Raw genomic sequence first — 15700 nt, forward strand, 5'->3', positions numbered from 1 at the left:
CTCTCCTCTTTTCTTTACGAAATGATGATTGACAATAAAAAATAGAGCGCCTACCGAAACGGCGCTCTACTGTAAATTGCAAATTATTAATTCTACATGATATAGATGTAACCCTCAGAATCCTCGAACGGATCCCCAATCCTAATTCTGGAATTCATGTCACCGGCCATTTTCGCACGAACTTTAATTCTCGAAGGATGATCCATATATTTCTGATAAGGAATTCGAATTTGGCACGGCAAATTACCTGACAGTACGAATATGCTGGAACGTAAAACCGCTTTTTCCACTACTCGAACTAAAGAGCGAATTCCCTTATTTTCGGTTCGACGAACGATGATTTTGCCATGTGCTTGTTTTTTATCCTTAGCAACGATGCCTATACGACAAGGAAGGGATACACTCTTTACAACGGTCAGTTTGCCGAAGATGAACTTCCTATTTACGGTAATCCGAGAAGGGAGGGATGATTTACCTTCGACCCTGATGCGAATCTTGCACGGAATTGAAAGTTGTTCTGTCCGTCTTACCCTGATCCTACCCTTTAAACGTGGTTGACTGATGTGTGTCATGCAGGATATCAGCGCAAGCCCTTTGCATCGTACAACGAGATGCCCGTTTAGGTCTGAATCTTCTTCCCGTCTGACCGTGATGAAGCAACCGAGATTCGGGTTTTTGACGGCCATGTGTGAATCTATCGTACCCATAACTGCAACTTTTAGGCGGCAGGCAATCGCATGATCGAACCATATTTGTTTGACATTCAAGGTTGAGGCGATATCTTTGCTTTCGGTTCTACGAACAATAATGCGGCAGTTCTTTAGATCTGCCCTGCCAAATGTGTAAACGGTCTTATCTGCGTATTCGATCTCGAGTTTAGGGCTATAATGGCTTTCTCTGGCATAAAACCGCTTAAAGAATTTTTCGCTTTCATCTGCCATTTGCAGCATAAAGCCATTATTCACTTTATTGCCGCTATACCAGTCAACTACAACGTTCGTAAAATCGACAGATTGATAGCCACTGATTGTGCCTACATCCATTTCAGCAATTTTTTCTGTTGAGAAAGGCTGATTGTCCCAAGTAATTCCTTTTTCCGTCCAATCACGATTTAATTCATAAAGGTTCACAATCTGATTCGGGTTGGTATCCGCTTCACAGTAAATGTTTAGGTGAGCCGATTTAATCGTCTGATCTGGGGGAATGGACGACAAGTCAAAGCTGACAAAGGAACGGTAGAGCTCATTGAAATCGGTATTAAAGCCGGCGTACATATCCTGCTCGGTACCATAGTTCAATTTAGGAATGCTTTTACGTACGAATGCATCTTTGACGGGGGTGAGCGATACGACCTTAGTAGGCTGCTTCACGATGCTTATGATTGCTTGCGCGCGATTGTTGATAGGGACGTTAATTCTGCATGTCAAGTTATCATGGATTTTGACATTGAGCGTAGAGGGCATTACATAGTTGATAATCGGCAGAATCCGTACGCTGCCCGTTGCTCTGTTGTTAATGGGTACATTGATTCTGCATGTCATATTTTCATGTATTTTTACATTAATAGATGAAGGTAGGGCATAGGTTATAATGGGCAGAATGCGAACCGCACCCGTAGCCTGATTATTTGGCGGTATATCTATACTGCAGGGGAAAGAGCTAGAAAACGGAACTAAGATTGACGATTGCACCTGATATCCATAGCTGTCATCGAGAAGGAATAGCTGCATTTCAGCTACATAGGCAAAGTTTTGATAATTTGATTTTGTGATGGATAACCTGTAAAATCTATAATTTATTTTCGATTCTAACTTATTAATGTCTAAATTTCTGCTGCAAATTACTTTTTCATAAGTGGCGTTTCTAACGTTATCTAGCAAAATCCAGTTGCTATTATCAATACTTCCTTCAAGTTTCCAATCTACAGGGTAATACGCTTCAATACGATGTAATTTATAACCGCAAATCGATCTATTGTTATTCTCGCCCAAGTCAATTGTTATCGTGCTTGGATCCGAGCTCTTATAGCGCCATGCGTCTATTGGGTCATTCGATTCCGTTTTTCCGTCAAATGCTTTCCAGGGATGAGAATCACCGTTATAGGTTCCTATAGCATTAATCTCATAAGGGGCAGGGGATATTGCAGATGTCATATCCGGCGTTATCCTTTTTAAGGAATGGCTTTCCTTAGGTATGACAATATTATTTTCATCATATTTGAAAACATCATCTATATACAAATTGAAATTATAGAATGAAGGCACATTGATATTGCCTGTCGTTAGTGTAACTCTGATTTTTAATCGGCCGTTACTTATGTCTGTACCTAGCGTAATATTTTGCAGGGTTCCCCCATTCTTAAGAGGTTTCCACCCTGTCCATGTCGATCCGCCGTCTAAGGAAACGGAGGTTTCAATTGTTACACTAGTTCCAAGAGGAGTTTCTTCTAACCAATACGCATGATTTGTACGAAGTTTTCCAATAGAGGAAATATCATAAGTTTGTTCACGATAACCCGTATATGTCACACCGGCATATACTTCGCCTTCGCTAACAGTAATCGGATAAGAATCTGATCTTATGAGTTTGAATTTTACGTATCTTGCGATATGAGATTCGAAAGAATGATTAAAAGAGAGTGTCCGATTTTTACCTTCCCCGTCGATCGCCAAACTAGAAAACGTGACACTGTCTATACTGCCTAATACTTCTACATAGTGAGGTGTACTCGCAACTGACGATCCCACAAAAAAGGAGGCACCGCCAATTGGTTGCGGTACACCAAGATCAATCACGAGTTCTTCCAAAGAGGTGGAATCATAGCGAAACCACTTGTCACGTATACCATCCGTAAACATTTTATTTTTGTCATCGCCGGTGGTGAGCTTTGCATTATTTGTTTTCGTATATGGTTTGTTCAATGCCAGGTTCGTCTGTAGATTATGATTGACGAGAGTTAACTTTCCGACAGCATCAACGTATATATCTGAATTGCTAAAATAGCCTTGCTGCATTTGAGCTTGCGTCTGCTCAACGATTCTATACATATGTCACCAACTTCCATTGCATTGGAATATTGTAATTCAATTTATACTTTATCGGATTTTACTCTTACATTGAATGTTCCCCCGCCTTTCGCAAGCTCTGATGACGTTACTCTAATATAGAATGGAAGAGTGTCATATGGAGCCAACGTCGTTGCCGGATAATGTAATTGTTTTTCAGGGATGAAAGGTGTTTCTGTCATACTTAGCTCAACTTGAAACTCCGAAGACGGATTATCTACAAAGAGTTGGACATTCTTAACGCTGTAATTAAATAAATTTTCTAGTACTACCTGTTTAGCGGGGGTCGTCTGGCCAGCGATGATCGTCTCAAAATCAATCAACATCAATGAAATTCCATTATGATCCGAATAATAATCCTGTGAGGCCTCGTCTTTGAAAAATATGTTATTATCTGCTTCATAAAATGCTTGATATATAAAAAGGGAATCCGGAACTGTAGTATCTTGCCCTAGAGCAATATAATTACCGTCCATGGAATAGGAGAGCGACTGTACTTCATTCGAGAAATTTCTACCGGAGTCAGGCGCTATCGAAGGATCAATATCGATTCTTTTCCCGATTAATCCCGTATTCCGATGAAAACGGTAAAAAAACAATTTCGGCTTATTCTTCCATGCGTCATACTGGGCGATTGCAATAAAACGCTCCTTGGGAGAGAATCTGATGGCTCGGGGAGTTACATCGCCAGGAAGTGCAGGAAAAGTAGGTGAATCAATAATTCCTGAATCTGCATCTAACTTACAGACACATATGAAAGGAGCTTCACTCAGTGCAAAAGTAATATATTTGAAGTCAGCGGATACATCGACATCCAGTATTTTACCAGAAAGTTCTTTTGGTATTGTGAGTGGGTAGTCGTTAATAACTACACCGTCTTGTAACGAACAAGCTTTTATTGTTTTGTTATACAGAAATGCAAGTAATATACTGTCATCTGATGAAATAAACAAACGGCGTATTTCATTAGTGAGCACTCTTTTTGATTTTAAAGCCCCCATACCTGTATCTTCGTTCCAAGCATATACCTCAGCTTGTTTATAACCCGCTAAAATAAGATAATCATTGTGATGCGAAAAAATAAAATCAGCAATATCGCCTCTGGGGTCGGCCATTGTTGAGGTAGAAGGCTTGGTAAATCCCCCGGTACCAGCATCGAATTCGTAAATTTGGAAGTTGAAATATCCCGAATAGAGAAAATATTTTTCTGATTTAGAAAACCTAGATAACGCTTCTCCTCTTCCATTATATCCTCCTGTCGGTTCAGGAAGTTCTATAAAGGATTTAGTTGATTGATCCATCTTGTAGATGGTAGGTTTGTATAAGTAGTTAACGGATAGGTAAGAGGAAGACGGTGAAAAGTTAACATTTCGAATTCGATTCCGCGGCGCATTAGGTGAGCCGACTACACGAAGCGTTGGATCAATGGCTATTGGATAGCTGCGGTCCTTATGCGATAACCAAGACCATGGTACGCGTATTTGTAATGTTGCCATATTATCATGCTTACTCACCTTATAAGAGCACAGGATGCTTTCCGATCCGTAGCTCTCAAAGGCTATAGGTGAGGGTAGTGAAAATACTTCTTTGCCATTTTCGTCTTTACATACGATCGAAGACATCGTAGTAAACTGATCGGGTTGAATTTCATTTTCCACATACAAGTTGATGCCCGAGGAAAAATCGATTTTTCCTTCTACTACTAAATAATTCTGACCACCAAGCAAAGTACCGTGTGATTCTAATCTAGAATGCAAAATGGTGTTGTGCTTTAATGAGCCTGCCTCCACAATGAACTCATCATCTACATGTGGGACTATATTTTTATAAAGAATGCGATTATCATCTTCAATCCCCGCCGGAGCATCGTTAATGCGACCAAGCCACTCCTCGTTGCCGAATTCATCTGCAAATCCGATGCCAAACGGAGTCCACTCAAAGAAATGATCGCCAGCTTCAACTCGAATGGGAGCGTAATCACAAACATTTCGTTTAAAATACGCCTTCATCGTATCTGAAACATTTTCGTAGGCGTACGGATATAACCTACTTGGTTTAATTGATGGATTTGCATCATGTTCTTTGCCATTCACATCTGAATAAATATGGCGATTTGAATTCATCATTTCAAACTTATTTATGTTTATTTTAATTGGACTCATTTCTTATCCTCCCCTCATGTCAATCGTTCAGAAAATTTGATGAAGTTGAAATTCTCCTATACTTTATCGCATTTTACCCGTATATCAAACATGCCACCGCTTTTGGTTTTTTCGGACGATGTTACTCTGAGGAAGAACGAGCATGTTTCACTTGGGGTAAGAGTAATTGGAAAGAGTAGGATTTTTTCTGGAGTAAATGGGACTTCCGTTTTACTTAATTCAACCAGAAATTCCTGTGAAGGGTTATCAATGAATAATTGAAGATTGTTCACGTCGAATTTGAATGCATTCTCTAGCAATATTTTTTTTGGTGGCGTTGTTTGTCCCGCGATAATGGTCTCCAAGTCAACCAATTTCAAGACCTGACCGCTATCATCGGAATAGTAATCATCAGTGGCTTCGTCTTTAAAAAAAATATTGTTTTCCGGCTCATAAAAAAACTTATATACAAAGGCCGACTCGTCCCATGAAACGGCAGAAAGATAACGCCCAGTGTACGAAAAGTGCATACTTTTGCATTCTCTGTTGTAAGTAGGGTCAGGTTGCCTTATCGTGGAATCGATGGCCATTCTGGCGCCCAGCTTCTTCGTTCGTCTATCGAATTTATAAAATACGATCCTAGGATCCTTTTTCCAAGCTTCATATTGGAAGGTTGCAATGTACTTCTGTTTTTTAGAAAAGGAAACAGCGTTTATCGTGTTATCGGTATAGGTGGTGATTTCAGGGGAACCTATAATCCCTTTGTTAGCGTCGAAATCATAAACCGAAAGTTTAGCATTACCGTTAACGCCGACTGCAATATATTTTCCATCGCTTGATATATCGAAGGATGTTAGGTTGTTATTCTTCAGCGCGGAAGGTACTTCAAGCTCTTTATCAATACGACCATCAATATATTTACATATGTAGAGATTAGCTCCGGATTGATAACTTATAGTATCTTCAAAGAATTGAATCTTGTTGAGTCGATAAGGAATCCCTTTGGTCGTTAGTTTCGTAAGCTGGCCTGTTTGGTTATCAAAATTGCAAATATATAAAAAATAACCAGCACCAAACGCTATCCTGTTTCCCGAGGGATCCATTGCCATTGCTTCTATATATTCTTGTGGATTGGAAAAGTTTTTCTGAACAATTTCGGCAGTATAGCCATTACTATTCTGTTCATATTTGTACACTTTGAGTGAATTATACCCACCTAGAAAGAAATAAGAATCATCATTAGAGAACATGAGAGACATGCATCTATCTATTTTATAACCGGATATTGGTTGCGGGAGTTCTTCTGCTTTATTCGTCGCTTCATTTATATGGAAAATATTTGCGGTGCTTCTTTTTCCAATTGCGAACATATTGCTCTGATTTGCAAATGTTGTGTACCAAGCGCTATTTAATGTTGCTACATTATCTGACACTACAGCTTCAACCGTAGGGTCAATCGCGATTGGATATTGTCGATCAGGGTGGGCAAGCCAAGCATAAGGAACAATGGTTTTAATGTAAAGAACATTATTCTTTCTAGAAACTTCATACTTACAAATAATATTTTTCTTTGTTTGCACTTCATAGGTTATGGGTGCAGGAAGCTGAAACATGAGTTCTCCGCGATTATTTCGAAACACAATACTTTCCGAAGTCACAAATTGTTGATCCTCTTGCAACTGATCTTTGATAAACATAGAGAATGGGGCTGTAACATCAATTTTTCCTTCTGTGAAAAATGCCAGGTGATTCTCACTTAGAGGTGCTTGTGGTAGAGAATGAAGGATCGTATTATGTTTTACTTGCCCCTCATAAATTATGAATTCCTCGTCAATATCAGGGAAGACCTCCGGATATACGATTTTGTTACTTTCTATTTTCAATGCTTCACTGCTGCTGATAGTGCCCAGCTTTGTAATGTTTCCATGCTCGTCCTGAAAACCTGCTCCTATCGGGCTCCACTCTAACTCGAAATTATTCCCTTCAACTATTACGGGGGAGGATTCGCAAATATCTTCTTTAAAATACGTCCTTATCGAATTTCTAACATTTTCGTATGCGTATGATTTGCGGCTACTGGGCAGGATCGTAAAATTTATCTCTTCTTTATTTCCTTGATCTTCAACGCATATAGATGTTGGTTGTTCAACAGCTTCCGTTTTGATTCCAAACGCGCTCATCGTATCCCTCCCTCTTGGATGATCCATTGCAGCTCGCCGGCAACATTTTTCCGGAGCGGGGCATGAACTCGGTGGACAGTCTCACCATTGCATGTAATAAGCAAGTCACCGTCTAGCTCTTTGGATGATACGAGTCGAAGATGCAGGTAGGCCGGATGATCATAAGGAATGACCGTTAAAGCCTTAAATTGTAGATTCATGTCCTTACAAGCCGTTAGAGTAGTCTTGTAGCCAAAAGTATAGGCTGTAATGGTGGAGGGGACGATGGTTTCCAGAGTACCAGGATGAATGTACATTTCCGAGGTTTTGTATGAAATAATATCGTTATATTTGATTTGTTGTCCCGTTAATGGTATCTCCTCATCTTGCATAACGTAGGTGAGTTCATACATTTTGCCGTCAAGTTTGAATGAGCCACCGCTTATTTCGTAATAAAATCGTAGACCGTGGCCAATCAATCCGAAGCGTGCCAATCTCTCCTTATTTATTGCTGAAAACGGGTTTTCTTGCTTATCCTCGAAATTATATTCGCTCAGAAACGTCCCATCATCATATTCCGACAGCCAAATGAATCCTTGTTCAACCGGGGAACAAGGATGAATGTGTTGAAACATAAGAAGCCTCCCATTGTATTGGAAAAATAACGGGCAATCATATATGATTGCCCGTATTACCATTATGTTTGTTATTATTCGTGATGGTATGTAACACGAGTTAAGAAATCAATACTGCCGGCAGGGGCAAGGGCTGGTACATTAGCGCGGAGTGTCACTTTTGCGTAGTTTGCTTTTGCGCCATTGACACTGCCGTCATTTACGCCACCTGAAATGATGCCCGCGCCTACTCCTTCGGCTTGGATGGTTTTCGCATTCGTTCCGCCAATAGGGGTAAAGGTAGATTCGTTCATGGAATCCACTCTCACTTCAATCCATTTGCCCGTAACTAACGGTCCCGTGTCTCCACCAGAGAAGTCTTTTGTAGTGATTATGCAATTTTTCATATCGGAAACAGCGGTATTTTTCCCTTTGTTATTCCAGATAAGAAATGTATCTCCATTCGTCTTCGAGCCTGCATCTACTGTCCCGATGTCCCACGAGTTAACTTGTGAAGTGCCGTTCTCATTTGTAAATTCTACAATTGGTGCTGCCATAATTAAATCTCCTCCAAATTAATAGTTAAAGTTGTTATATTAAATTTGAACATCAAGTTGAATCGTGACACCTTGAATGTCCTGATCCAGATTCGTGATATTCAAGCGGAAATAATCATTTGCATTTACCTTGACGTTCTTGAGGACATGTCCGATCGAATTCGTCTCTCCAGGTTGGAAAAGGATATTGTCAGATAAGATATTGTTCCATGCCCCATTATTTTTGAACTCTTTTTCCGATATTTTTTGAATTTCAATTTCTGTACGGTTTAATATCCCGCCCTGAAGGCAAAATGCCTTTACGTTTTTTATTTCTCCGTCAAAAGGAAAAGACGTAAGCAGTGGGGGAACGCCGGCCATTCTCGGTTTCCCGACGACGAACATGATCGATTTGAGTTCGAGCTTGTCGTGAAATTTGGCGTAATCTTCTTTGCTCATCAAGCCATTCAAGGCTCTGGAAGCGAGAGGGAAAGCTGTCTGTGTAAAGTTCTCGATGAGCATCCAACTGGAGCCATCCCAGCGATATATATTACCGGTTGATCGAACCATGACCGTCCATCCGATTTCGGGCTTCGGGTACGTAATTAGTAATCCGTCATACGTATTGACCGGAGGCTTGTAAATCTTCATTGCATTGCGGATCGCGATAAGTGCTTGATCTGCTGCATCAAGGGCAGTTTGTGCGGCACTTTTTGCATTATCAGTGGCGATATTCGCTTCGAGCGCTGCCTGGGTGGCATTTGTAATCGCTTGATTGATCTCTACCAGCTTTTGGTTGTATTGCTGAAGATGCGCTAGCATGTCATCGATGATGTCTTGCAATGTTTTCACTACATCGGGACTTCGTTCAACCATTGCATAGATGCGAGAGGCAGGGTACATGATCATTCCTTTGCCTTTATATTGGCATAGGAGCGTTTTTCCTTCGTGCGCCGGATGGAATTGGATTGTACCGACAGCGTAATTTACTAGATATTCATTTTCTTCCAATGATGGTTTGTAGGCAAAATCTTCAGCATCAACTTCGATCATGCCTGCAATGCGGACGCGCTCCTGAGTGGATGGAATTTCAAGCAACGTAATCATTCCGTTAATAATGGGAAGCGAATCCGCCCGATCCGCGTAAGGGGGAGTCCTCCAAATAATCGTTAGCGGATCATTGTACTCGAGATAGGTTTGAAGTTGCGTCATATTCTATCACCTCCTTATAAGAATTTATATTCGTACCGGAATTGTAGTCGCGCATTACCATTCACCCTCAGCATATTGATGCCGGCAGGCAGCTCCAAATATTGATCGTTAAAATTGGTATACCGGTATGTAACTGGTAAGGATGACTCAATAAGCTGCGTGTCATTATTGATATAAACAGTCTCCTGATCGGTAAGATCACGCATCATAAAATCTGATTGTTTCAAGGACAGATTATGAATAGTAATCGAGCCATGGCCTTGCTTTGTTATCCATAATTCCGGCTTTAAGGGAAGGTCGCCCTTGTTGTTCACTATAATGACAGGTTCAACGTACAATGAGAGCTGCTTTAACTTAGGTGTTGCAGAATAGCCAGCCGACTGCATAAGCAGGCGGTACATAAGTTGGATTTGATTGAGCTTCGTGGTTGGATCAAGATCGGGAATAGAACCTCCAATGGTGCAGGTTCGCCATTCCGTCCAGCTTCGTCCCTGATCGAAAGATATTTTTGTTTGGATGATAACTTGCGTATGATTGGGTACGTCCGCATCCCAAGCTATTCTCGTGATGCTACCATCCGTATCGACAGGTATCGTTAGGGGAGAGGAGGTTGAAATACCCTTCAAATTGCTTAATGAAAGCCAAGTAGCCATATCGGGTAAGCACCTCTAATCTATTTTGCCAAATGGGCGAAACATGGATGCGACTCCGGCTTCCTTCCATTTAGCAATTCTGTAGCTAGACCATACGGCATTCCCATCATTCGTCGTAATGCCGTTCGAGGCTGCCCATGTAGGTTCAAATATTCCGGACTCTCCCGCAACGACGCATACGTAAAAACGTCCGTTATCGATCGTAGGGAAGACTACATCATGATGCTTATAGATCGTGGAAGGCTTCCATACGGCAGCTCCCTTCGTGTCCTGAACTTCTGAGCCGCTGGCAACGGGGAAAGTCGGCTCCAGGACGGCGGAGTAACCGGCCTGAGTACATTCATAGACATGGCCGTTATCAACAGAAGGAACGATCCGATTACCGATTGAAAATGAGGTAATGCCTGTCCATTTCGGTGCGGCTATTCCGGCCCTCGTGCAAATCCAGCCCGCATAGTCCCCTGTATCAGGTTTCAGATTCCATACCCGTCCTGCTACGGGATGATGACCGCTAATCGGATATGAGGTGGCGTAGATTTCGGATTCGTCGTCTATCTTCTGGAAGTTGGACGCCAAGTCCAATATGGTTTGGTACGTTTCATCAGTATGCTCGGGTTTAATGAGCTTGAGCTTGTTCGTTAATGTTGACATATTGCGCTCCTTTCGTTATAGGTCTTTCCAGCGGGTTCCCGCAGGTATATCACTCCAGCGCGGAGCATAAGGCTGCAAAATTAAATCACCACTGTTGTCTATCGTGGTACGTTCCAGTGTATGCGTTGAAAAATCATCAATTTTTAGACTGTAGGGTGCATCTTTCCACTCATAAACTCGCGAAGAGATTGGTGGTGAGTAGGCGTAAGGTGAATCGCATCGGAAGGAAATCGTTATATAGCCATGCTGAAGACCGTTATGGATCAAAGTCGGCTCGTCAATCACGAGCGCATAATAGATTTTTTCCGGTTCTTTACCCAGGTCGTTCGTGAAATAAAGAGGCTGATAGTAATCGTGCTCCGTCAACCAGCGTGCAACTTCTCTAATTTTTGCGGTGTTAAATCGATCTTCAAAGGCGAAGGAGACGCTGAATCGGAGCGGGCTCTTTTTCATTCCCTGAAAGTAGGGGCGAGTGCTGCCTTTGATCGACTCTTCCAATATTTCGCGTGAGCTGGCGAGCGGTTCTTCCAGCATCATGTTGTCACCGATGGTTACGTTGATAATGCCGAAATCGCTTGATTTCTTCCCTGCATAGGAGAAGTACATCGAGTCTCGTATCATGATCGTTATCCCTCCTTTCGTTTAACCTCCAATATGGACAGACTGATTTCCTTCTTGGATGGTCGTTGAAGTGTTCAGGTGTGTAGTTACTGTCGAGCCTTGGACAGCAATGAGCTTGCCGTTGGCATAGACATTAGAATTGTTCCCTGCCGCGATATATCCTCGACCGCTATCAGATGTTCCGGGGCGAATATTGTAGTAGCGGGTACGTGACGTATTGGATGGGACAGGTGGGGAAGCTGTCCAATTTTCATCAACGGAATCGCCAGCAACGCATATCGGAGTGCCATTCGCACAAATAGAGGTCAAGGAAGATTGTATATTTCCTTTAATCAACGCATCGGTACTTTCGGAACCATCGTACTCCCATCTCGAATTGAAAGTTCCTACTGTATATCGTTCAATATCATACGTGACATGTCCTGACTTAATAGATTGTACGGTTCGATGGCCATTCAGCGCGATTGCCGCCATATCGTTACCTCCTCAACATAAAATAATCCCACAAAAGCGGGATTCGTAATAAACCAATTAATTCAGATCGATTCTAGGCGCAATGAATTTCATGTTGCCGGCGGATTCGAACTTCATGTCCTTAGTCGATTTAATATGAATGGCGCCGTCTGACGTAATTTCGATGAAGGAACCGGAGCTGTGGCTAATTTTTGCTCCGCCGGATTCCACTTTAAGGAATATTCCTTGGTCTGACAGATTGATGCTTCTTTCCCTTCCCGTATTGCTGGCCCCGTATTTCAGTTCGTAGCCGCCTTTGTACTTTCTTTCAATGGCTCTGCCGCCGTCATTAGGGGAACCGTCGCCTAAGCCAATGAATCTTCTAGGCTCTGCCTGATCACCGGTGCCATCGAACGAAATCTCTTGCTTAATCTTTTCGTCCATCTCATATTCCATGACCGGATAATTTGTCTTTTCTATGGTCATTTGCCCTTTTTGTTCGGGGTTTTTCCAGTACAGATAGCGTCCATCCTCAAGTGTTTTGTGCTTTTCGCTCCCATCCTTGACCTTGCCTGTAATGAATTTGATGCTGTTGCCTTCGACGCGAATATAGTTCGTCCACTCATTTTTAGCCACATTGGTCAATGTAGATAGCTTGCCTGCCGTCAGATCGGAAATAAATCCGTCCTGACTCGTAATGATATTGGCCGCTATAAGCCCGGCGTCGATTGCACCGGCTCCAATTACGTCCCATTGGTTCATGAAAATTTTCTTGTTCTCGGAATCCATGAGCAGGGTGTTATTTTTATCCGTCACGATCAGCTTTTTAACAATGGCAGTACCGTCCATTTTGATCCATACAGGGGCGTCAATTGCCTCTTCGGCACCTGCCCAAAATCCGGTTTGTGGGTACATTTTCATGATGCCGCCGCCGTCTCGCAGGGTGAGCTTAGAACCTTCAATTTCGCCGTTTTTGAAAAATGAGTTTTCGATTTGCGCGTCATCCGCAAATAGCTTGTTCATCCAGACATTGCCGTACATATCGGCCCGGAACGGTGCGGAAGACCAGGTGGAAGCCCCTAGGCTCAAGCCTTGCTGCTTGTTGACCTTGAAAACTTTATCTCCCTCGCCGACCTGCAAATCGCCAATGAACATCAAGTCTCCATCCAGGGTGGTGTACAATGTTTTCTGGTAATCGCCGTCTCGCTTGCGTTCAATGACAAAGCCTTCATCTGCGGTCATCGATACTCGGTTCATGATGCTCGTATCTCCGCAGTTCTTACTGGCATAGCGATTTAGATAGAATCCGAATTTGTCCGGTGTCTCTGAAAGAAGCCCGAGCTTCACGACTTCCCGGCCGCAGCGGTCGTCAATCATGAGGCGCGAGCCCTCAATCGTAAACACACCAGTCGTATCGCCGATTACGACGCGTTGACCTAGAATGATTTTGCCGAGCACCATCTCGGCAATGACGCCATCTGCGGAGATAGCCGTCTCGTAGCGGAGCCCACCAGAGCGGGTCAAGCCGACCTGACCGTTCGTCAAGCGAAGGAAGCGCAGCGGATCATTTGGGTCGGTAATGGTAATTCCCTTGTTGTTGATGTCGACCGTATTGTTGATGCTCATGTTGATTTGGTTCGTAATTTTATCCCAGAAGTTATCGAACAGCTTGCTCATACTCGATGTATCCACTACGGCCTTGCCCCACTTATTTTTGCTTGCGTCAACGATGATGGAAGTGTTTTTGGATTCATTAAGGAATTTTTCAATGCGTGAAGCTTCATCATTCACATTTTTAAAATTGCTTAAGACGATGCCGATATTGGAAGATTCGAAATCATAATTGATTTCAGAGATACGCGCGACAACAGAGGTTTTCGTAGGCTCGTACTTGATATTGACGAAATCCCCCAGTTTGAGCTTATCCCAATTGTGCTGCTCCTCGATGACTTCCAGGAAGTTTACGATATCGATGTCGATGGAAAGCGACGGCTGCTGCAACTCCTTGAATTTTTCCAGCCCTGCCTTATATAGATCTTCCTCTTCGATGTATTTCTCATCGCTGAATTCTCTTTCGATGACGAACAAGTTAAGCTCCTGCAGCTGCTCCGGGGTGAAGTTCTGATCATGAGCAAGCGTTGCCTGAAGTTCGCTTATCTTGGTTTGCACCGCTTGCAATTGACGGTTTACAGAGTCGATCTCCAGTTGCTTCAGTCGAATCTGATTCTCTGTATTATCGAGACTATACCGTTCCACGATGTCGCGGTCGGCTCCAGCAAGATTCCATTCATCTAGTGTAATGCTCGCAATTTGAAGAAAAACGCTGGCATTGCCGCCATCGAAGCTGACGGTAACCTGATCATCGCCCTTAACTTTGTGAAGAAGAACCCATTTACCCGACGAAGAGGATACGGATGTACCATTAATCTGTATGTTCACGCCTTGCGCATTGTCTATTTTTGCTAATATAGCGTAGGGGTAAATGGGATTCAACGTGAAGGAGCGGGTGCTGCTGCCGCTGTGAAGGTATCGCTCGAAGAACATCTTTTGGTCGAATTGCTGACTAATGACTCTGTCCGTGACGACGACCTCATTGTTTTTCAGGCGATCCAATTCTACTTCAAGACTGCCAAGCTGCAGTTCTAGCGATTTCCTCTCTTTTAAAAAAGCATCAAACTGTCCTCTCTTCGATTCCACTAAGGCCTCATAGTCCTTAAGAGCATGGCACAATGAGTCACTCATATGATAGCTGGAGGAGAGAACCCGATGCTGTTGATCACGTTCGAATGGGTACATGAAGAAGCCGAAATTCTCGATATAATTTTGCCCTGTCGGATTTACTCGCTGAATGCCAAGGCCGTCATGACCCGTTGCCGACAGACGAGTAACCATCTCGTCGGTCTTTATGTTTTTCCCCAATGCCTTCATGTATTTGCCGTAAGAGAAGGTAAGTCCGCGGTTGATGCCGGTTAGTTCCGGCTTCGTCATGCTAATCATGCGTTTGTCCGTATCGAAATGTACGATTGCGTTATAGGTCTCGGCAACGGAAAGCACTGCTGACAAGACGTTGGTGTTCGGGAACTCGAACGCCCGGTAAGTAAGCTTGAAATCGGCATCTAAATAATCGATGCTCCATATCGTATTTTTCAAGAGATCGGTAAGCACTTGTTCTGCATGATACGATTCCGCTTCATACATGCGGATGGCTTTGTCGGTCAGCTCATGGGCGGCTGAATAACATTTGATTGTTTTGCTGTCTTTATCAGTGCCTACATTTTCGCTGATTTCATTAATTATGAACCATTCTGTCTGATTCTGGTGCACAACCTTGATCAAATAACGCTCCTTCAGGAGTTCAATATTACGGTTATCGATCCACAAATGGTTCACGTCTAGTTTATAAGGGACGGATAGCTCAAGCTCGTCCACATCATTCAGCTTCCTCCGGATATGGTCATCAGTTGCTTCGCTGAGTTTGGCGATAATTTCGCGGTTAGGCTTGGCGATGAAGTATTGAGGCTTATCCGGCTTGCGCTGCCAATCTATATCTCCTAGCAATTGTCTCACATCCTTTCATTGTTAAAAGTAGGGGAGA

11 protein-coding genes are annotated in these 15700 nt (G+C 42.8%); all 11 read right to left on the reverse strand.

Translation table 11 applies throughout. The features are described from left to right. Window positions 1-92: 92 nt before the first annotated feature. Window positions 93-3047 (reverse strand): DNRLRE domain-containing protein, encoded by a 2955-nt coding sequence (locus tag ABN764_RS02395; RefSeq protein WP_446670791.1) that lies wholly within the window; start codon window positions 3045-3047, stop codon window positions 93-95. A 41-nt stretch (window positions 3048-3088) separates the two neighbouring features. Further along, window positions 3089-5227 (reverse strand): WD40 repeat domain-containing protein, encoded by a 2139-nt coding sequence (locus ABN764_RS02400; protein WP_446670792.1) that lies wholly within the window; start codon window positions 5225-5227, stop codon window positions 3089-3091. 56 nt (window positions 5228-5283) lie between these two features. Beyond that, window positions 5284-7386, reverse strand: a complete 2103-nt coding sequence (locus ABN764_RS02405) for a hypothetical protein (protein ID WP_446670793.1) — start codon at window positions 7384-7386, stop codon at window positions 5284-5286. Beyond that, complete coding sequence (locus ABN764_RS02410; RefSeq protein ID WP_446670794.1) at window positions 7383-8000, reverse strand: hypothetical protein; 618 nt, start codon at window positions 7998-8000, stop codon at window positions 7383-7385. Before ABN764_RS02410 ends, ABN764_RS02405 begins: the two co-directional genes overlap by 4 nt. 74 nt (window positions 8001-8074) lie before the next feature. Continuing rightward, window positions 8075-8536, reverse strand: a complete 462-nt coding sequence (locus ABN764_RS02415) for a hypothetical protein (protein WP_446670795.1) — start codon at window positions 8534-8536, stop codon at window positions 8075-8077. Window positions 8537-8575: 39 nt separating this feature from the next. Next, the gene (locus tag ABN764_RS02420) at window positions 8576-9727 is read right to left on the reverse strand and encodes a PspA/IM30 family protein (protein ID WP_446670796.1); all 1152 of its coding nucleotides are present in this window, start codon (window positions 9725-9727) and stop codon (window positions 8576-8578) included. 14 nt (window positions 9728-9741) lie between these two features. After that, the gene (locus ABN764_RS02425) at window positions 9742-10380 is read right to left on the reverse strand and encodes a hypothetical protein (RefSeq protein ID WP_446670797.1); all 639 of its coding nucleotides are present in this window, start codon (window positions 10378-10380) and stop codon (window positions 9742-9744) included. 15 nt (window positions 10381-10395) lie between these two features. Further along, window positions 10396-11031, reverse strand: a complete 636-nt coding sequence (locus ABN764_RS02430; RefSeq protein ID WP_268623398.1) for a hypothetical protein — start codon at window positions 11029-11031, stop codon at window positions 10396-10398. Window positions 11032-11046: 15 nt separating this feature from the next. Next, window positions 11047-11652, reverse strand: coding sequence for a phage tail domain-containing protein (locus ABN764_RS02435; protein WP_268623399.1), 606 nt, complete (start codon window positions 11650-11652; stop codon window positions 11047-11049). 21 nt (window positions 11653-11673) lie between these two features. Then, window positions 11674-12126 (reverse strand): hypothetical protein, encoded by a 453-nt coding sequence (locus ABN764_RS02440; RefSeq protein WP_446670798.1) that lies wholly within the window; start codon window positions 12124-12126, stop codon window positions 11674-11676. A 57-nt stretch (window positions 12127-12183) separates the two neighbouring features. Next, on the reverse strand, window positions 12184-15663 hold the full coding sequence (locus tag ABN764_RS02445; protein WP_446670799.1) for a phage tail spike protein: 3480 nt from the start codon (window positions 15661-15663) through the stop codon (window positions 12184-12186). Window positions 15664-15700: the final 37 nt, after the last annotated feature.

Source organism: Paenibacillus wuxiensis, from assembly GCF_040195695.1.
GTDB classification, from domain to species: domain Bacteria; phylum Bacillota; class Bacilli; order Paenibacillales; family Paenibacillaceae; genus Paenibacillus_B; species Paenibacillus_B suaedae.